This window comes from Actinoplanes sp. CA-030573 (assembly GCF_050951115.1).
Classification (GTDB): Bacteria; Actinomycetota; Actinomycetes; order Mycobacteriales; family Micromonosporaceae; genus Actinoplanes.
This window is the reverse complement of the sequence record NZ_CP192038.1, coordinates 5,314,204-5,331,844: the sequence shown is the minus strand read 5'-3', so window position 1 is coordinate 5,331,844 and position 17,641 is coordinate 5,314,204. Positions and strand designations below refer to the sequence as shown.

13 protein-coding genes are annotated in these 17,641 nt (G+C 72.1%); 7 read left to right on the top strand and 6 right to left on the bottom strand.

The window, feature by feature from the left end:
- Nucleotides 1-120 precede the first annotated feature (120 nt).
- Nucleotides 121-684: a hypothetical protein gene (locus ACQP2F_RS24745; protein ID WP_433291151.1), complete on the top strand. Its 564-nt coding sequence runs from the start codon at nucleotides 121-123 to the stop codon at nucleotides 682-684.
- 5 nt (nucleotides 685-689) lie between these two features.
- On the opposite strand, the gene ACQP2F_RS24740 is transcribed toward ACQP2F_RS24745, so the two are convergent.
- A complete protein-coding gene (locus ACQP2F_RS24740; protein ID WP_433291149.1) occupies nucleotides 690-1,481 on the bottom strand; it encodes a M15 family metallopeptidase in 792 nt (263 codons plus the stop codon).
- A gap of 182 nt (nucleotides 1,482-1,663) precedes the next feature.
- Between ACQP2F_RS24740 and ACQP2F_RS24735 the strand changes: the two genes are divergently transcribed.
- Nucleotides 1,664-1,987: a Pepco domain-containing protein gene (locus ACQP2F_RS24735; RefSeq protein WP_433291147.1), complete on the top strand. Its 324-nt coding sequence runs from the start codon at nucleotides 1,664-1,666 to the stop codon at nucleotides 1,985-1,987.
- Nucleotides 1,984-7,263: an HD domain-containing protein gene (locus ACQP2F_RS24730; RefSeq protein WP_433291145.1), complete on the top strand. Its 5,280-nt coding sequence runs from the start codon at nucleotides 1,984-1,986 to the stop codon at nucleotides 7,261-7,263. The genes ACQP2F_RS24735 and ACQP2F_RS24730 overlap by 4 nt, the downstream gene beginning before the upstream one ends.
- 61 nt (nucleotides 7,264-7,324) lie before the next feature.
- Here the strand turns inward: ACQP2F_RS24730 and ACQP2F_RS24725 are convergent, their stop codons facing one another.
- The 5 genes from ACQP2F_RS24725 to ACQP2F_RS24705 form a co-directional block, all read right to left on the bottom strand.
- Nucleotides 7,325-8,884: a methyl-accepting chemotaxis protein gene (locus tag ACQP2F_RS24725; protein ID WP_433291143.1), complete on the bottom strand. Its 1,560-nt coding sequence runs from the start codon at nucleotides 8,882-8,884 to the stop codon at nucleotides 7,325-7,327.
- A gap of 87 nt (nucleotides 8,885-8,971) precedes the next feature.
- A complete protein-coding gene (locus ACQP2F_RS24720) occupies nucleotides 8,972-10,039 on the bottom strand; it encodes a CaiB/BaiF CoA transferase family protein (RefSeq protein ID WP_433291141.1) in 1,068 nt (355 codons plus the stop codon).
- Complete coding sequence (locus tag ACQP2F_RS24715; protein WP_433291139.1) at nucleotides 10,036-12,048, bottom strand: 3-hydroxyacyl-CoA dehydrogenase NAD-binding domain-containing protein; 2,013 nt, start codon at nucleotides 12,046-12,048, stop codon at nucleotides 10,036-10,038. The genes ACQP2F_RS24720 and ACQP2F_RS24715 overlap by 4 nt, the downstream gene beginning before the upstream one ends.
- A gap of 39 nt (nucleotides 12,049-12,087) precedes the next feature.
- On the bottom strand, nucleotides 12,088-13,305 hold the full coding sequence (locus ACQP2F_RS24710) for an acetyl-CoA C-acetyltransferase (RefSeq protein WP_433291137.1): 1,218 nt from the start codon (nucleotides 13,303-13,305) through the stop codon (nucleotides 12,088-12,090).
- Complete coding sequence (locus ACQP2F_RS24705; protein WP_433291135.1) at nucleotides 13,295-14,458, bottom strand: acyl-CoA dehydrogenase family protein; 1,164 nt, start codon at nucleotides 14,456-14,458, stop codon at nucleotides 13,295-13,297. The genes ACQP2F_RS24710 and ACQP2F_RS24705 overlap by 11 nt, the downstream gene beginning before the upstream one ends.
- Nucleotides 14,459-14,521: 63 nt before the next feature.
- Here ACQP2F_RS24705 and ACQP2F_RS24700 point away from each other — a divergent pair, with 63 nt between their 5' ends.
- The 4 genes from ACQP2F_RS24700 (at nucleotide 14,522) to ACQP2F_RS24685 (ending at nucleotide 17,483) form a co-directional block, all read left to right on the top strand.
- On the top strand, nucleotides 14,522-15,121 hold the full coding sequence (locus ACQP2F_RS24700) for a TetR/AcrR family transcriptional regulator (RefSeq protein WP_433291133.1): 600 nt from the start codon (nucleotides 14,522-14,524) through the stop codon (nucleotides 15,119-15,121).
- Between the two features lie 111 nt (nucleotides 15,122-15,232).
- Nucleotides 15,233-16,402: a S8 family peptidase gene (locus ACQP2F_RS24695; protein WP_433291131.1), complete on the top strand. Its 1,170-nt coding sequence runs from the start codon at nucleotides 15,233-15,235 to the stop codon at nucleotides 16,400-16,402.
- Nucleotides 16,403-16,449: 47 nt separating this feature from the next.
- The gene (locus ACQP2F_RS24690; RefSeq protein WP_433291129.1) at nucleotides 16,450-17,034 is read left to right on the top strand and encodes an RNA polymerase sigma factor; all 585 of its coding nucleotides are present in this window, start codon (nucleotides 16,450-16,452) and stop codon (nucleotides 17,032-17,034) included.
- The gene (locus tag ACQP2F_RS24685) at nucleotides 17,031-17,483 is read left to right on the top strand and encodes a hypothetical protein (RefSeq protein ID WP_433291127.1); all 453 of its coding nucleotides are present in this window, start codon (nucleotides 17,031-17,033) and stop codon (nucleotides 17,481-17,483) included. Before ACQP2F_RS24690 ends, ACQP2F_RS24685 begins: the two co-directional genes overlap by 4 nt.
- The last annotated feature ends 158 nt before the right edge of the window (nucleotides 17,484-17,641 follow it).

Genomic DNA, 17,641 nt, shown 5'->3' with positions numbered 1-17,641 from the left:
TGCGACCTCTCGACGCCGGCGCAAAGGAGGGACGCCCTCGCCGGGGAGAATGCGCCCGGCCGCGGGGACCAATGATGAAGTCGGGTCCGCCTTCCGCCGGTGGGAGACGACAATGTCGAGATGGCATGGGAATGGGTCACGCCGGTGTCGTCGTCGGTCGTCGCGCTGTCCGGTCTGGCGTCCGGCTACCTGATCGCCCGCCGGAGCGCGATCACTCAGGTCAGGGTGATCGAGCTGCAGGCGGAGCGCGCGAACCGCCTGGCCGAGCGGCAGGAAATCCGCGTCGCGATCGTCACCCTGCTGAACCGTCTCACCGAGTTCGAGCACTCCTGTTCACTCGTACAGCACCACGCGGAGCCGATCATGGTGATCTCGGAGGCGCGGGCGGCACAGCGCGACCTACTGCGCGCGATGGACGAGATGATGCTGCTCTGCGGCGACGAGACTGAGCACCAGATCCGGGAGGCCGAGTCGGAGATCGCTATGTTCTTCGCGCTCGTCCTGAAGCGGCCGGCCGACGCCGACCCGCTCCAGCTGAGCCGGGTCCGCGACCGGCTCGCACACGCGCTCAAGAACGAGTTCCGGGCCCTGGACGGGCGGCCGCCGCGTGACGGCGTCGTGCGCGCCCCGAGCCCGGAGGCGATGCTGCTCGCCGACCGTCTGCTGCACGGCGACACACCCTGACGCGGTCAGCGGTTCGTCACGCTGAAGTGCATGTAGTCCTTCAGGCTCCGCCAGGCGCCGCCCCAGAAGTAGCCGTTCTCGGTGAACGCGCGGCCCGCGCCCTCCGGGTGGATCATGCCGATCAGGTAGCGGTCGCGGTTCAGGTACGCGCGGCTCGCCGCCGGCACCGCGCCGTTGCGGACCATCGGGTTCTGCAGCGGGTTGATGTCGATGGCGGTGCCGAAGGCGTGCTCGGACCAGACGTCGGTGCCGCCGACCGGGCGGCAGTTGTAGCCGGCCGTCACGATGCCCATGTCGGTGGCGCCGGGCATGTTCACCGACATCGGCGCCATCGCCATGATGCGGTAGCGCCAGCGGAAGAGCGTGAAGAAGATCCGCTGGACGCGGGCGACCACGTCGCGGTGCACGATGATGCTGCCGTCGTGGTACGCGCCCTGCAGGTCGATGTACGACACCCACACCCTGCGCAGCGACGCCGGCGCCACCGGGCACCGCAGGGCCGGGTTCCAGTTGACCGCGGCCGGCGTGACCAGCTCGACGTGAGTGTGCCAGGGCGGCAGCGGCGACGCCGGCGGGGTCAGCCGCAGCGTCTCGTCGATGTGCACGGGGTAGGGCGCGACGATCTGGTTCCAGCGGCCGATGTCGGCGGCGCGCAGGCCGAAGCGGGCCGCGATGCTCGCCATCGTCTCGCCGGGGGCGACCACGTGCCAGACGGTGGCGGCCGCGGCGGGCCGTCCCGGGAGGACGGTCACCGGGACGACCAGCGCGAGCAGGAGGGCGAGGACTCTCTTCAGCACGGTTACCGACCGTACGAAGGGCCGTCGGCGTGTCGCAGCCAAACGCGAAAATGCTACGACTTTTCCCGTAGGTACAGATTCGGACGAACCTCGTGTCGTTCGATCGGGTGTTCCGGGGCCTCGCCGGTCGTGCCAGGCTGATTCCGCCCATCCGGTCGGACACTACGCATCGAGGACGCTACATGACGGATCACGCCGCCACGCTGGACTTCCTGGTCTCCGCCGCCGACGAGCCGGTGCCGGACAGCAAGAGCATCTTCAGCCGGGGCGACCACGACGTGGCTCGGTGCGAGATCAGCGTGGATGCCTTCCAGGCGAACCTGGAATCGACCATCGCCAAGCTCCGGCGGGCGTTCACCGGGCTGGCCACGGCGGGCGACGATCTGCCGCTGACCAAGGTCGAGGTCACGTTCGAGGTCACCGCCTCCGGCAAGATCTGCATCCTCGGCACCGGGGTGGAGACGAGCGGCACCGGAGGGTTCAAGCTGGTCTTCGAGCGCAAGTGAGCCGGCCGCCACGGAAGGCGCTGCTCATCGGCGTGACCGATTACGACGACACCAACATCGCCCCGCTCCCGTTCATCGCCGACGACCTCGACGACCTGGGCAAGGCGCTGAAGTCGGTCGGCTACGAGGTCGAGCAGCCGCCCGCGCACAACGGCGACCGCGACCGCATCGACACCGCGATCGAGCAGTTCTGCCGGCGCGCCCAGCCCGGGCAGCAGCTGCTTATCTTCCTGAGCGGGCACGGCATCCACTGGGACGGCAGCGACTACCTGGTGCCCTCGAGCGCCGACACGGCGAGCCGGAAGTTCGTCTCCCGCTGCCTGAGGATCGACTTCGACGGCCACATCGAGGACAGCCGGTGCGGTGACGTCCTCGTGGTGATCGACGCCTGCCGCGAGGGCGTGGTGCTGGGCGGCAAGTCCGGCTACAGCCACATGCGCGGCTGGGGCGTGCAGCAGAGCAGGCGGTCGGCCGAGCGGACGATCGCCTACCTCTACGCCTGCTCCAGCGGCGAGCTGGCCCGCTGGAAGAAGACCGCCGACGGCACCTTCAGCCTGTTCACGCGCGCCTTCAGCCGGGCACTGATCGACATCTCCGTCCCCGGCGCGCTGACCGAGGTGCGCGACGCGGTCCGGGTGCGTCTGGAGAATCTGAGCGCTGAGCTCGGCGTACCGCTGCAGAAGCCGCACCTCGACGGCGAGCTGGACCGATGTGCCCGGCTGATGCTGGTGGACCGCTCGGTGGCGGCGGTGACCTCGCGCGGGGCGCCCGGGTGGGCCGAGCGCGCCCGCAACCACGAGGTCTGGGATCTGGTACGCCCGGGGCCGAATGAGATGCCGGTGCTGGCGCGCGCCTTGCAGGACGCCGTCGTCGAGTGTGTCGAGGCATGGTCGCGGCGGTACCGGGAGCTGCGCGCCGGGCTGAGCGACGATCCGTGGTGGGACGACGAGCTGGCCATCCGCATGCACGACCGGCTGTCCTGGATCGTCAAGCACGTGCTCAACCCGGGCAAGCTGGCGGAGGGCGACCGGCCGCCGCTCAGCCCGGCTGAGGCGGCCGTCCTCGTCCTGGTGCCGTACGCGCAGCAGGTCCACCGCGCGCACTGTGCCGTCACGTCACGCGCGGTGCTCACGTCCGATGACGACGCCGCCGCCGAGTTCCGCCGCTTCGTCGGCGGCCGGCGCCGCATCCAGCGCCGCCTCGACCGCCTCGAGGCGTCGGGCGACAGTGTCCATGCCGCCGCCGTGCGATGGGGCGCCTACCACCGCTGGCTCGCTCAGCGCCCGCAGGCCTATCGACCGGCGGTGGTCGCCGGGTGCCTGCTCGGCGACCTCGAGCCGCCGCGCAACGACGCGGAGCGACTGCTCCGGGAGCTGATCTCGGAGGAGTCCCTCGCCCGGCACCTGCGCGCGCTGCGGAGCGACCCGGAGTCGTCCGGGCCGACCGGCGCCGCGAACGACGACCTCGACGGGGCCGCCATCCCGGCCGGCGCCCGGACGGTGGCCGGCGGAACACCGAACGAGCAGCAGGTCCGCGACCGGTTGATCGCCTTGATCCTGCTGGTGGCGGAGGAGTTCACCATCGACGCGTCGGCGCTGCCGGTGGTTATCACCGATCACGTCGGCCTGACCGGCGGCGTCGAGATCGGCGAGGTGCTGCGGGCGGTGCAGACCGCACGCTGGTCGGCGCGGGGACGGACCCGCGTGCTCGAGGCGGAGTGCCCGCACCAGGCCGTGCAGCTGGCCCTGGACGAACACACGCGCGGCATCGCGGAAGCCCTGCGGCGCATCGACGCCGCGGCCGAGGAGGACCGCACCCTCGGGGCGCTGCGCGACCTGCCGACCCACGTCGCGGCCGACGGTCTGCGGCCCCTGACCGGCCCGGACGGGAAACCGCGCTACGAGGACGTCGGGTTCCGCTTCCGCCTGGACGACGACCGGGTGCAGGAGCTGCTCATGGGCGAGCAGCTGTACGGCGATCCCGCGCTGGCGATCCGCGAGCTCTACCAGAACGCGCTCGACGCGTGCCGCTACCGCCGGGCGCGTACCCAGCACCTGCGCCGGACCAGGCCATGGCTGGCCGAGTGGGAAGGCCGCATAACCTTCAGCCAGGGCGTCGACTCCTCGGGCCGGGCGTGGCTGGAGTGCACGGACAACGGCATCGGCATGTCGGAGCGCGAGCTGAGCAGCGTGTTCTCGCACGCCGGCGCGCGCTTCGCCGACCTGCCCGAGTTCCTCGAGGAGCAGGCCGCCTGGGACCGCGAGGAGATCGAGTTCTACCCGAACAGCCGCTTCGGCATCGGCGTCCTGAGCTACTTCATGCTCGGCGACGAGATAACCGTGTCGACGGCCCGCTTCTCCCGCGAGGGCACCCTGAGGCCCCGCCTGCAGGTCAACATCGACGGACCGGGCTCCCTGTGCCGCATCCGCAACACCGATTCCACCGGGGAGTCCGGCACCACCGTACGCATCTACTTACGGCCGGACGTCTCGGTCTCGTGTGTGGACCTGCTGACGCGGTTGCTGTGGGTCGCGGAGTTCCCGGTCACGGCGACCGACGGCTCGGCGGAGGCCGGCTGGGCTCCGGACGTGTTGTCGTCGCAGGCCCCGATAGGAACGGGCGATCCTCTCGACGGCCGAGCCGCGAGCTCTGCCGCCGTCATGTTCGCCGACGGCAAGATCACCGTCCTCCGGTCCACCGTCCGCAACGTGTGGTGGTGCGACGGGCCCGGTGGGATCCTTGCCGACGGACTCTGGGTGGGTGAGGCTCCGTTCGGCCGCATCGTCAATCTGTCCGGGCCGGTCGCTCCGCGACTGAGCGTGGACCGGCGCCGTGTCATCGCGGTGGACGGTGACCGGGTCCGCCGCCTCCTGGAGGCGGCTGTTCCCGATCTGATCGCCGGGGTGGATCAGCTGGACATCCTCGACTGGCTGGGGATCCTTGCTGCGGACGACCTCCGGCTGGCCGACACGATAGCTCAGTCGGTGATCGATGCACGGGTCATCTGCGCGGCCTCGGGCGGCTCCACGGTGGACACCGGTCTCGTGGGTGTTTTTCCGTTGGACGCCATACTCTTTGCTACCAAGCGATCGGGCGCGCGGCAGTCCCGCCGGGTGGGCTCGGTGGCCCTCGGCGAATGGCGGCTGCGGTCCTACCTTCGCGCCAGGCTTGTCAAGGCTCTGCGACTCGATGCCGACAACTCGGCCGCGTACCTAGCCAAACCGTCCGACGGGGTCCTCGTGTCACGGAACCTCGACGGTAAGGAGCCTTGGCTCGATCCGTCGGAGCAAGTTTCCGCCGCCCACGTGCTGGTCGCCGGCGTGGTGCTGGAGTGGCCCCTGCCGCGGGTCGTCGACCGGCTACGGGAAATCGGCGTCCGAGTGCCGGATCACCCCTGGACCACTGCCGCGCTCGAGGGCGACGACCTCCGGCTCCTGGCCGAGGGCCGCGAGGGTCGCGGCCCGTGGCTCGATCTCACGAGCCCGGTTCCCGCTCAGCATGTGGTTCGCGCGGCGGCGTTGCTGGGCTGGTCGTTCGCGAAGGTGGCCGGCCGGCTCCGCGACCTGGGGGCGACAGTGACCGGCTCGTGGTCCTCTTCACCCGTCACCGCCGACGACCAACGTCTTCTCCGGATCGAGCCGGACGAAGGCCGGTCCATCGTCGGCCCCGACGACCTGGACCGGTGGCTCGATCCGGCGTCGCGGGTCGATCCGAGCCACGTGATCGGAGCCGCGGCCGCGCTGGGCTGGTCGCCGCGGCGTGTGGTGGACCGGCTGCGTCAGCTGGGTGCCGAGGTGCCGGAGCTCGCGTGGCCGGACAAGCCGTTCCTGGAGGACGACCGGCGGTTGATGTCGCGCAACGGGAACGGCAAGGCTCCATGGCTCGATCTGTCGGCGCCGATACCCTCCCGGCTCGTGCTGTCGACAGCGTCGTCATTGCGATGGTCACCGCGGAGAACGGCGGATCGCCTGCAGGAGCTGGGGGCACAAGTCGCAGCCCTCTCCTGGGCGGCCGACCCGCTCAGCGCCGAGGATCGGATCCTGCTCACCCATGCCGGCTTCGGCCCCGGCATGTGGCTCGATCTGTCGGATCCGGTTCCGGCCGGCCACGTCGTCGTGTGCGCGGCAGCCCTGCTGTGGTCGCCTCGTCAGGTGATCGATCGGTTGGAGGCGCTGGGCGCGCACGTCGCGGATTTCGTCTGGCCGGACATCACCATCTCCGCCGAAGATCGGCAGATCGTCTCCAGCCCGGATCGCCGACACAGGTCCTGGCTCGATCCCTTCCGGCCCGTGCCCGTCGAACATGTCTTCTGGGCCGCGGCGATGCTGGCGTGGTCGCCCCGGCGGGTGGCCGACCGGCTGCATCAGCTCGGGCTGACGGTGAGTGACTTCGCCTGGCCCGGCGTCCCGCTCGACGACCACGACCAGCGGCTTTTCCAAGCGGCGGTGTTGACGGCCGAGCAGCAGCTCTACCGCCGCGCTCTGGATGACCGTCCCGGTCCGGGGGAGTTGTTCCCTGCCACGAATGTGGTGGCGGCCGCCGTGGCGACGGGATGGCCGCCACGGCGCGTCGTGGATCGCCTGCGTGAGCTGGGCGGCCACGTCGTGGAGTTGACCTGGTCGGAAGAGGCGTTGACCGATGCAGATCAGCGGCTCCTGTCGTCGGGCCGTACTTTCTACGCGTCGTGGCTCGATCTGTCACAGCCGATCTCCGGCTCGCATGTGCTGGCCGCAGCGGCCGACCTGGGCTGGTCGCCACGGCGGGCGGCGGCTCGCCTGCGCGAGCTGGGCGCCCAGGTGCGGGAACTGGCTTGGCCGGATGCTCCGCTGAGCAGCGACGATCAGCGTCTTCTGCGGTGGGAGGAAGACTCTTCCCGTCCCACGTTCGGGCTGACGAAGAGCGACCGATGGCTCGATCTGTTCGAGCCGATTCCGGCCGAGCACGTCATCGCGGCCGCCGTGGCGCTGGGCTGGCCGCCGCGCCGGGTCGTCGATCGGCTCCGCGAAATGGGAGGCCAGGTGGCCGAGACCACGTGGCTGTGCACCCCCCTGACGTCGCAGGACCAGCGCATCTTCAGTCATAGTCCCGGAACCTCGGATCGGTGGCTCCGGCCCGGTGAATTGGTGAGCGCCGGACGGCTTCTGCCCGGCATCAACGGAACGTACCTCTCGATCGCCGGAGTGGCTCGGCGGCTGGAGGAGCTCGGAGCGGTCCTTCCGCCCGACATCGAGGTCGTCGAGGAGGACTCGCCGACGTGGGAGCGGCCATCCCGATGAAGGCGGCGCCGCACCGGCCGTTGCCGGCTGGTGCGGCGCCGCCGCGGGGGGTGAGTGAAGATCAGTACTTGAAGGCGCCCACCAGGTTGCGCAGCTCCTCGGCCGTCTTCGCGACCTCGTTCGCCGCCTGGCGGGTCTGCTCGACGCCCTCGGCCGACGTCGCGCTCGCCGACGACACGTCCGCGATGTTCGCCGCGATCCGGTTGGAGCCGCTCGCGACCTCGCCGATGCTGCGGCTCATCTCGCCGGTGGTGGCGGTCTGCTCCTCGATCGCCGACGCGATCGTGGTCTGGAAGTCGTTGATCTGGCCGATCACGTCGGAGATCCGGGAGATGACCTCGACCGCGCCGCTCGTGTCCTGCTGGATGGCGGCGACCCGGGCGCCGATGTCCTCGGTCGCCTTCGCCGTCTCCTGAGCCAGGTCCTTGACCTCGGAGGCGACCACGGCGAAGCCCTTGCCCATCTCGCCGGCGCGGGCCGCCTCGATGGTGGCGTTCAGCGCCAGCAGGTTGGTCTGCTCGGCGATCGCGGTGATCAGCTTGATCACGTTGCCGATCTCGGCCGAGGAGTCGCCGAGCTGGCGGATGGTCTCGGTGGCGCGGGCGGCCTCGGCCACCGCGACGTTCGCGACCTGGGCCGACTCGCTGGTGTTGCGGGAGATCTCGCGGATCGCCAGGCCCATCTCCTCGGAGCCGGCCGCCACCGACTGCACGTTGCGGGAGATCTCCTCGGCCTCGGCCGCGGCCGACGCGGTCTGCGTGTTGGTGTCCCCGGCGGCGTCGGCGATGGTGCCGGCCACCGCCGACAGCTCGGCCGACGCGCTGGCCAGCATGTCCGCGTCGCCGGCGATCGTGCGCATCGACTCGCGCAGGTCGTCGAGCGTGCGGTCGAGGTGGGCGGCCATCACGCCGAGCTCGTCCTGGCTGGTGATGCCGCTGCGCAGGGTCAGGTCGCCCTTGGCCAGGCCGTCGACGACCTCGGCGAGCCGGCGGACGGGCTTGAGGATCGAGCGGACCAGCGGCACGGCGAAGGCGATCATGAGGATCAGGCCGAGGACGGCGACGATCAGGGCCAGCATCCGGGAGAAGCGGACGGTCTCGTCCATCTTCGCCTGCTCGGCCTGCGCGGCGGCGGTCGCCCGGTCGGTGAGCGCGCCCAGCTCGTCGTCGGTCTTGTGGTTGCGGTCGGCGATCTCGCCGATCCGCTTCACCGCGGCCGACCGGTCGGACTTGGCGTCGTTCGCGAAGTCCTTGATGAACTGGCTGAAGTCGACGAAGTCGGGCCGGATCGCGGTGAAGGCGGCCAGCATGTCGGGGGAGAGGCCGGAGGCGGCGACGGCGTCGGCGGCCTCGGTCGAGGACTGGATGTCGTCGGCGACGTCCTGGGTGACGTCCTGGCCGAGCAGCGAGCGGTACGCGTCGACCTTCAGCTCGCTCTGCCGGGTGTCGAGGTGGTGCAGGGCGGCCAGGCCGTGCTCGAAGCCGGAAATGATCTTTCCTTGAGCGGCGAGCTTGCTCTGGCTGTAGAGGTTGATGCCGGCCAGCGAGGTGAGCAGCACGGCGCCGGTGCCGACGATGAGTCCGAGCCGGGAAGCGACTCCGATGTCTTGCAACTTCCGCATGGTCTCTGCCTCTGCCTCTGCTGACGTTGTCGTGGGTGGTTGCCACGACGATCGGCGGGAGAGGCAGGTCACATGAGGCGGGCAACCCTAAAGCAACCAGCCGGCCAGGATCTCGTCGACGGCCGCCTCGACCGGTGCCGACGGGGCATCGGGCGGGGTGCGGGCGAAGCGCGGGGCCGGTGCCGGCTGCGGGACGCCCCCGACCTCGACGAAGGTGTTCCGGGCGCGGTGGTGCGGGTGGGCCGGAGCCTCGCCGGGGGAGAGCACGGGGGCCACGCACGCATCGGTGCCGGCAAAGACCGAGACCCATTCCGCACGCGTACGGGTGGAGAACACCGCCTCGAAGCGGGCGCGCAGAACCGGCCAGCCGTCCCGGTCGTGCTGCGGCGGCAGGCCGGCGCCGGCGAGACCGAGGCCGTCGAGCAGCGCCGCGTAGAAGGCGGGCTCGAGGGCGCCGACCGCCACGAAGCCGCCGTCGGCCGTCGCGTACGTGTCGTAGAACGGCGCCCCGCCGTCGAGCAGGTTCTCGCCGCGCGGCCGCGGGAACAGCCCGGACCCGTGCAGGAACGCGGTGAGCAGCGCCGAGCCGTCCACCATCGCGGCATCGACCACCTGCCCGCACCCGGACCGCTCCCGTTCCAGCAGGGCGGCCAGCACCCCGACCGCCAGGAGCATGCCGCCGCCGGCGAAGTCGCCGATCAGGTTGAGCGGGGCGTGCGGCCGCTCCCCGGCCCGGCCGATCGGCTCCAGCGCCCCGGCGAGCGCGATGTAGTCGATGTCGTGCCCGGCGCGCGGGGCCAGCGGGCCGTCCTGACCCCAGCCGGTCATCCGCGCGTACACGAGCCGGGTGTTGATCTTCTCGCAGACACCGGGCCCGAAGCCCAGGCGCTCGGCGACGCCCGGCCGGAAGCCCTCGACCAGCACGTCGGCCCGCGCCGCCAGCCGCAGCAGATCGGCCACCCCGGCCTCGGTCTTGAGGTCGAGCGTGACCGTCCGCCGCCCGCGCCGCAGGGGGCTCGGCGGTGCGCCCGATCCCCCCGGCCGATCGACCTGCACCACCTCGGCCCCGAGGTCGGAAAGGATCATGCAACCGAACGGGGCCGGGGCCAGCCCGGCCAGCTCCACCACCCGGATGCCGGCCAGGGGACCGGTCATGCCGGCGCGAACCGCTCGCCGTAGCGAGCCGCCAGCTCGGTGGCCCGCCCCGGGAAGTCCGCGTGCTGGCGCGCGAACCGCAGCACACCGCCGGTCCAGGCCGGGTAGCCGATGCCGAGGATCGACCCGACGTTGCCGTCCTCCTCGGTCCGCAGCACCCCCTCGTCGAGACAGCGGCGCGCGTCCAGCGCCTCGGCGAACAGGAACCGGTCCTGGAGATCTTCGAACGGCACGGCGCGGCCCTCGTCGGTGGCGAGCTCGGCGAGGCCCTCCCACAGACCGGCGCGCTTTCCCTCCGCGTACGCGTAGAAGCCGCCCCCCGCGGCGCGGCCGGCCCGCTCGTGCTTGTCCACCATGGCGTCCACCAGGTCGTCCGAGGGCAGCCGGACGAACGAGTCACCGGCCGCCGCCTCGAACTGACGGCGGATCCGCTGCACGAGCGACAGGCTGACCTCGTCGGCCAGCGCGAGCGGCCCGGTCGGATAACCGGCCTGCAGCGCCGCCTGCTCGATCGACGGCGCCGGCACGCCCTCGGCCAGCATGCCGATCGCCTCGTCGATGAACTTGCCGATCACCCGGCTGGTGAAGAAGCCGCGCCCGTCGTTCACCACGATCGGCGTCTTGCCGATCCGCCGGCCGAGGTCGAAGGCGCGGGCCACCGCCTCGTCCCGGGTCCGCTCGCCGACCACGATCTCCAGCAGCGGCATCTTGCCGACCGGCGAGAAGAAGTGCATGCCGATGAAGTCGGCCGGGCGGCTCACCGACGACGCGAGGCCGGTGATCGGCAGCGTCGACGTGTTCGAGGCGAGCAGGGCGCCGGGCGCGAGCACGGGCTCGACCTCGGCGAACACCTTGGCCTTGAGCGCCGGGTCCTCGAAGACGGCCTCGATCACCACGTCGCAGCCGCGCAGGTCCTCGATGTCGGCGGTGGTGATGATCCCCGGGCCCGCCGCTCTCTCCGCGAGCGAAGGGGTCACATCCTTGACCACCACCGCCAGGCCGGCGCGGGCGCAGGCCTGGGCGATCCCGGCGCCCATCATGCCGGCGCCGAGCACCGCGATCCTGGTCGCCGGCAGCACGTCGACCCGGGGCCGGGCCAGGCCGCCGTTGACCGCGCGCAGGTCGAAGAAGAGCGCGCCCATCATGTTCTTGGCGATCGTCCCGGTGAGCAGCGTGATCAGGTGCCGGGTCTCGATCAGCTGGGCGGTCTCGAAGTCGACCTGAGCGCCCTCGACGGCGGTGGCCAGGATCGCCTCGGGCGCGGGCAGCCGGTTGCCCTTGAGCTGCTTGCGCAGGGTGGCGGCGAAGGCGGGCAGCTGGGCGGCGAGCTTGGGGGTGGCCGGGGTGCCGCCGGGCATCCGGTAGCCGGGCCGGTCCCAGGGCTGGGCCGCTTCCGGGTTGGCGGCGATCCACGCGCGGGCCTTGGCCATCATCTCGTCCGGCGTCGACGCGACCTCGTCGACCAGGCCGTTGGTGCGGGCGTCGGCCGGGCGCAGCCGCTTGCCGGTCAGCAGCCACGTCGTCAGAGCGGGAGCAAGACCGAGCAGGCGTACGGTACGGGTCACCCCGCCCGCACCCGGCAACAGTCCCAGGGTCACTTCCGGAAAACCGAGCCGGGTGCCGCGGGCGTCGAGGGCGATCCGGTGGTGGCAGGCGAGCGCGATCTCGAGGCCGCCGCCCAGGGCCGCACCGTTGACCGCGGCGACGACCGGGCGGCCGTACGTCTCCAGCCGTCGCAGGTCACGCTTGATCCGGCCGAGCAGGTCGAAGAGGGCGGGCGCGTCGTCCGGCGTGGCGGTGCTCATCATCGGCACGTCGCCGCCGGCGAAGAACGTCGTCTTGGCGCTGGTCACGATCACGCCGGTGACCTCGTCGCGCTCGGCCTCGAGCCGGTCCAGCGCCGCCGACATCGCCTCGACGTACGCGGTGTTCATCGTGTTCGCCGACTGGTCGGGGTCGTCCATGGTGAGCGTGACGACGCCGTCCGCGGCGCGCTCGTAGCGGATCATTCAACCGTCTTTCTGTGGAGTGCGGCGATGCCGCCTTGACTAGCCGAGCCTCTCGATGACGGTCGCGACGCCCATGCCGCCGCCGATGCACAGGGTGATCACGGCCCGGCGCTGGTCGCGCCGTTCGAGCTCGTCGAGGGCGGTGCCGAGCAGCATCGCGCCGGTCGCGCCGAGCGGATGGCCGAACGCGATGGCGCCGCCGTTGACGTTCACCTTCTCCGGGTCGAGGCCGAGGTCGCGCTCGTACTTGAGCACCACCGCCGCGAACGCCTCGTTGATCTCGAACAGGTCGATGTCGTCGACGGTGAGACCGGCGATCGCGAGGGCCTTGCGCGTCGCCGGGATCGGCCCGGTCAGCATGATCGTCGGCTCCTCGCCGGTGACCGCCGCCGAGACGATCCGGGCGCGGGGGACGAGTCCCGCTTTTTCGCCGGCGGAAGCCGAGCCGATCGCCACCAGGGCCGCGCCGTCCACGATCCCGGACGAGTTCCCGGCGTGGTGGACGTGCTCGATCCGCTCGATCCAGTGGTACTTCTGCAGGGCGACGGCGTCGAACCCGGCCGCCTCGCCGATGCCGGCGAACGACGGGTTGAGCTTGGCCAGCCCCTCGCGGGTGGTCTCCGGTCGCGGGTGCTCGTCCCTGGCCAGCACGACCAGGCCGCTCGGGTCGCGGACCGGGACGATCGAGCGGTCGAAGTGCCCGGCGGCGACCGCCTTGGCCGCCCGCTCCTGCGACCGCAGCGCGTACCCGTCGACGTCGTCGCGCCCGAAGCCCTCGACCGTCGCGATGAGGTCGGCGCTGATGCCCTGCGGCACGAACCCGGTCGCCAGGGCGGTCTCCGGGTCGAGGAACCAGGCGCCGCCGTCGGAGCCCATCGGGTTGCGCGACATCGACTCGACGCCGCCGGCCAGGATCAGGTGCTCCCAGCCCGAGCGGATGCGGGCCGCGGCCTGGTTGACCGCCTCGAGGCCGGAGCCGCAGAAGCGGTCGAGCTGGACCCCGGCGACCGTGTGCGGCAGGCCGGCCAGCAGCGCGGCGCTGCGGGGGAGCACGCCGCCCTGCTCGCCGATCGGGGTGACGATGCCGAGCACGATGTCGTCGACGGTGGCCGGGTCGAGGCCGGGGTTGCGCTCCCGGACGGCGTCGATCAGGCCGGTGACCAGCGAGATCGGCTTGACCCCGTGCAGCGCGCCGGTCTGCTTCCCGCGGCCGCGCGGCGTGCGAACCGCGTCGTAGACGAAAGCCTCAGAGGACACGCGCGATCAGCTCCTTCATGATCTCGTTGGTGCCACCGTAGATCTTCTGGACGCGGGCGTCGGCGTACATCCGGGCGATCGGGTACTCGGTGGTGTAGCCGTATCCCCCGAAGATCTGCAGGCACTTGTCGACCACCTCACACTGTCCCTCGGTGAGCCACAGCTTGGCCATGGCCGCGGTCGCCACGTCGAGCTCGCCGCGGGTGTGCCGGCCGATGCAGTCGTCGAGGAAGATCCGCGAGGCCCGGGTGCGGGTGGCGCAGTCGGCCAGCACCATCCGGGTGTTCTGGTGGCCGATCAGGGGCTTGCCGAAGGCGGTGCGCTCCTTGGCGTACGCGACGGCGAGCTCCACCGCCCGCTGCATCGCGGCGACCGCACCCACCCCGATCACCAGCCGCTCCTGCGGCAGTTGCTCCATCATCTGGAAGAACCCGCCGCCCTCCGATCCCAGGAGGTTGCCGGCGGGCACCCGCATCTCGTCGAAGAACAGCTCGGCGGTGTCGTTGGCGTGCAGGCCGATCTTCTCGATCAGCCGGCCGCGCTGGAAGCCCGGCGTGTCGTCGCTCAGCTCGCACACCAGCAGGCTGATCCCGGCCGCGCCCTGGCCGGTGTCGGTCTTGACCGCGAGGATGAGCAGGTCGGCGAGGCCGCCGTTGGTGATGAACGTCTTCGACCCGGTGACCACGTAGTCCTCGCCGTCGAGCACCGCCCGGGTCCGGATCGCCTGCAGGTCGGAGCCGCCGCCGGGCTCGGTCATGGCGATCGCGCCGACCAGCTCGCCGCGGCACAACCCGGGCAGCCAGCGCCGCTTCTGCTCCTCGGTGCCGTAGCGCGCCAGGTAGCCGGTGACGATGCCGCTGTGCACGGCCAGGCCGAGGCTGCCCTCGCCGCACCGGGTCTGCTCGTGGATCAGCACCGCCTCGTGGGTGAAGTCGCCGCCGCCCCCGCCGTACTGCTCGGGCACGCTCAGCCCGAGCAGGCCCAGCTCGCCGGCCCGCAGGTAGTGCTCGCGGTCGGGATGACCCTGCCGGTCCAGGCGGCCGGCGTGCGGCAGGACCTCCTTGGCGAAGAAGTCGCGGGCCAGCTCGGCCAGGTCGTCGTGCTCGGGCTTCAACCACGGCGGGGCGTAGCCGTCGAGTCCGGGAGTGGGCATGCTGTCACTCTCCCGGCATTGTTGGCAGTGTGTCAACAACGCCGTTGCCGTAAGGTCCACTTCGTGAGTGTGGACGCGGGCCAGCGCCGCCGGCTGGAGCCGGATGCCCGGCGGGAGCAGATCCTGGCGGTCGCGGTGCGGCTGTTCGGCGAGCGCGGCTACGCCGACGTCTCGACCGGCGACGTGGCGCGCGGCGCGGGGGTCGCGCGCGGTCTGGTCAACCACTACTTCGGTACGAAGAAGGAGCTCTACCTCGAGGTCATCCGCGTGATGCTGACCGTCCCCGAGGTCGCGCTCACCCGCTTGCCGGCGGCCGGCCTGCCGGCCCGGGTCGACGCGATCGTCGCCTGGTTCCTCGACGTCGTCTCCCGGCACAGCACGTCGTGGCTGGGCGCCATCACCGCCGGCGGCATGGCCGGCGACACCGATGTCGACCGGGTGATCGCCGAGGCAGTCGACGTGGCCGCCGACCGGGTGCTGACCGCCGTCGGCCTGCCGGTCACCGGGGGAGCGCTGCACGCGATGGCCCGCTCCTACGTCGGCCTGGCCACCTCGACCGCCCGCGAGTGGCTGCAGCGCGGCGAGCTGACCCGGGCCCAGGTCCACAAGCTGCTCACCGCGACCCTTCTCACCATGGTGGACCAGGTGTTCCCCGACGCGTGACCGTTCGGGTGACGGTGTGTGCGGGCCCGGACCGAGACGATGGGTATCTGCGCGCCCGGTCGGGCCACCTCTGCGGTGACCGACGCCCACGCCACGCCTGGAGGCGGACCCATGCGCATCAACTCCGACGACACACTCCTGTTCGTCCCGCCCACCGAAGCCCTTCTCGAGGATGCCGGCGAGGTCGAGTCCTTCGCCCCCATCGAGTCGATCAAGCCCTTCGGCCACGCCGTCGGCCACGACCTCATCAAGCCGTGGGGCCACCTTGCCGGCGCGGCGATCCAGCACGTCAACACCGTGCTCCGCCGGCACGGCAAGGCGGCCTCCCTCGACGAGGGCGTCTACCTCGGCGGCCCGGCCGGCGTCGTGCCGGTCACCGGGGTCGTCGACGCCGGTGAGGTGCTGGCCCTGCTCGAGCTGGAGGAGCGGGCGAACTGGGTGCGCGACCCGATCCACTTCGACGGCACGTTCGTGTCCGCCAGCAAACCCTTCGGCCACGGGCTCGCCTTCGCCGAGGTGACCACCGAGCAGCTGCCGACACCGCCGTGGGAGCCGCTGCCGGCGGGCCTGCGCCGCCCGGTCGTCGCGGTGCTCGACACCGGCGTGCGCGCCCACGCGTGGCTGCCGGCCGCGCCCACCACCCATCCGGTGCTGATCGATGCCGAGCAGCAGAGCCCGCCGTGGGCGCCGGAGCTGACCCCGGGCCAGGTCAGCGTCGACAGCGAGCCGGGACAGAGCAAGGCCGGGCACGCCACCTTCATCGCGGGCATCATCCGGCAGGCGGCGCCGAGCGCTCAGATCCTGTCCGTACGGGTGATGAACGACCGCGGCGAGGCCAACGAGTCCACGGTGTGCCGCGCCCTCGACTGGCTGATCGCGTACCGCCAGAACCACCCGGTCGACGTCGTCTGCATGGCGTTCGGCCGCCCGGCCGGCGACGACGCCGGCGGGCCGCTGGTCGACGTGATGAAGGCCAAGCTCAAGGCGCTCGCCGACGCCGGGGTGCAGCTCGTCGCGTCGGCCGGCAACGACCACAGCGACGGGCTGGTCTATCCCGCCTCGTTCGACACGGTCACCGCGGTCGGTGCCGGCTTCGGTGGCTACCACGCGAACTTCAGCAACTTCGGCGACTGGGTCGACCGCTACCGGGACGGCTCCGACGTGCTCGGCATCATGCCCGGCGGCAAGTGGGCGCGGTGGAACGGCACGTCGTTCGCGGCCGCCGCCTTCGCCGGCGACCTGGCCCGGCCCCAGGTGGACCACGCCCATGTCACCGGCTGACGTAGGCGGCCGGGTGCCGCCGCCGCGACCGCACCCGGGTGCTCGCCGTGTCGGCGCCTGACGCGGTCGACGCCGACGCCCATCTCGGCGCGCTGCTCGAACGGGCCCGCGACGGCGACCGGGAGTCGCTGCGCGAGCTGGTGCGGGTGCTCGACCCGGTCCTCTGGCGGGTCGCCCGCGGCCAGGGACTGAGCCCCGAGGACGCCGCCGACGCCGTCCAGACGTCCTGGCTGGAGCTGGTGCGCCGGCTCGGCGAGATCCGCACCCCGCGGGCCGTGACCGCGTGGCTCATCACGGCCACCCGCCGGGAGGCCTGGCGGCGCCGGGAGCGGACCCGCCGCGACGTGCCCGACGGCGCCGGCGTGCTGGACGCCGCCGTCGACCCGGCGCCGGCGCCGGGCGAGCGCCTGATCGCCGACGAGCGCGACCGGGTGCTGTGGACCCACTTCGAGCGTCTCTCCGAACGCTGCCGCAACCTGTTGCGCGTCGTCGCGCAGGTCGACCGCCCCGACTACACGGTCATCGCCGCCGCGTTCGGCATGCCCCACGGCAGCATCGGCCCCACCCGCGCCCGCTGCCTGGCCAAGCTGCGGGCGATGCTGCTGGACGACCCCGCCTGGAGCACCCCATGACCCCCGGCTTCGACGACCTCGACCGCGACATCCTCGCCCGCATCGCCCGCGACGACCCTCCGCCGCCCGACCTCGACGAGCGGGTGCTGTTCGCGCTGGCGCTGGCCGACCTCGAGGCGGAGGTGGCGACGCTGGCCGAGGCCACGCCCGCGCTGGCCCGGGCGGGGGAGCGGGCCCGGACGATAACCTTCGACTCCAGCAGCCGTACGGTGATGATCACCATCGTGGAGCGCACCGACAACCTGGTCCGCGTCGACGGCTGGCTCGCACCCGGGGCCGCGCTGCGGGTCGAGCTGCGCCTGCCCGAACCGGCCGCCCCGCGAGTGGTGACCGCCGACGAGACCGGCCGCTTCGTCTTCGACGAGGTGCCGCACGGCCTGGCCCAGCTGCTGATCCACCCCGCGGCGACCGAGGCCACCCGGGTGGTGACGCCATCGCTTCAGCTCTGACCCCGCCCGGGGAACTCCCACCCCGGGCCGAGGCGCGCGGTCTCCCGCCCCGGGCCGAGCGAAGTGTCCCGGCCCGGGCTGAGGCGCGCGGTGTCCCACCCCGGGCCGAGGCGCGCGGTCTCCCGGCCCGGGCCGCCCGGTGGTACTCCGCCGGGCTC

Coding starts and splice junctions, on each gene's coding strand:
- ACQP2F_RS24745 (WP_433291151.1), top strand. CDS start 121: ATGGCATGGGAATGGGTCACGCCGGTGTCGTCGTCGGTCGTCGCGCTG.
- ACQP2F_RS24735 (WP_433291147.1), top strand. CDS start 1,664: ATGACGGATCACGCCGCCACGCTGGACTTCCTGGTCTCCGCCGCCGAC.
- ACQP2F_RS24725 (WP_433291143.1), bottom strand. CDS start 8,884: ATGCGGAAGTTGCAAGACATCGGAGTCGCTTCCCGGCTCGGACTCATC.
- ACQP2F_RS24720 (WP_433291141.1), bottom strand. CDS start 10,039: ATGACCGGTCCCCTGGCCGGCATCCGGGTGGTGGAGCTGGCCGGGCTG.
- ACQP2F_RS24715 (WP_433291139.1), bottom strand. CDS start 12,048: ATGATCCGCTACGAGCGCGCCGCGGACGGCGTCGTCACGCTCACCATG.
- ACQP2F_RS24705 (WP_433291135.1), bottom strand. CDS start 14,458: ATGCCCACTCCCGGACTCGACGGCTACGCCCCGCCGTGGTTGAAGCCC.
- ACQP2F_RS24695 (WP_433291131.1), top strand. CDS start 15,233: ATGCGCATCAACTCCGACGACACACTCCTGTTCGTCCCGCCCACCGAA.
- ACQP2F_RS24685 (WP_433291127.1), top strand. CDS start 17,031: ATGACCCCCGGCTTCGACGACCTCGACCGCGACATCCTCGCCCGCATC.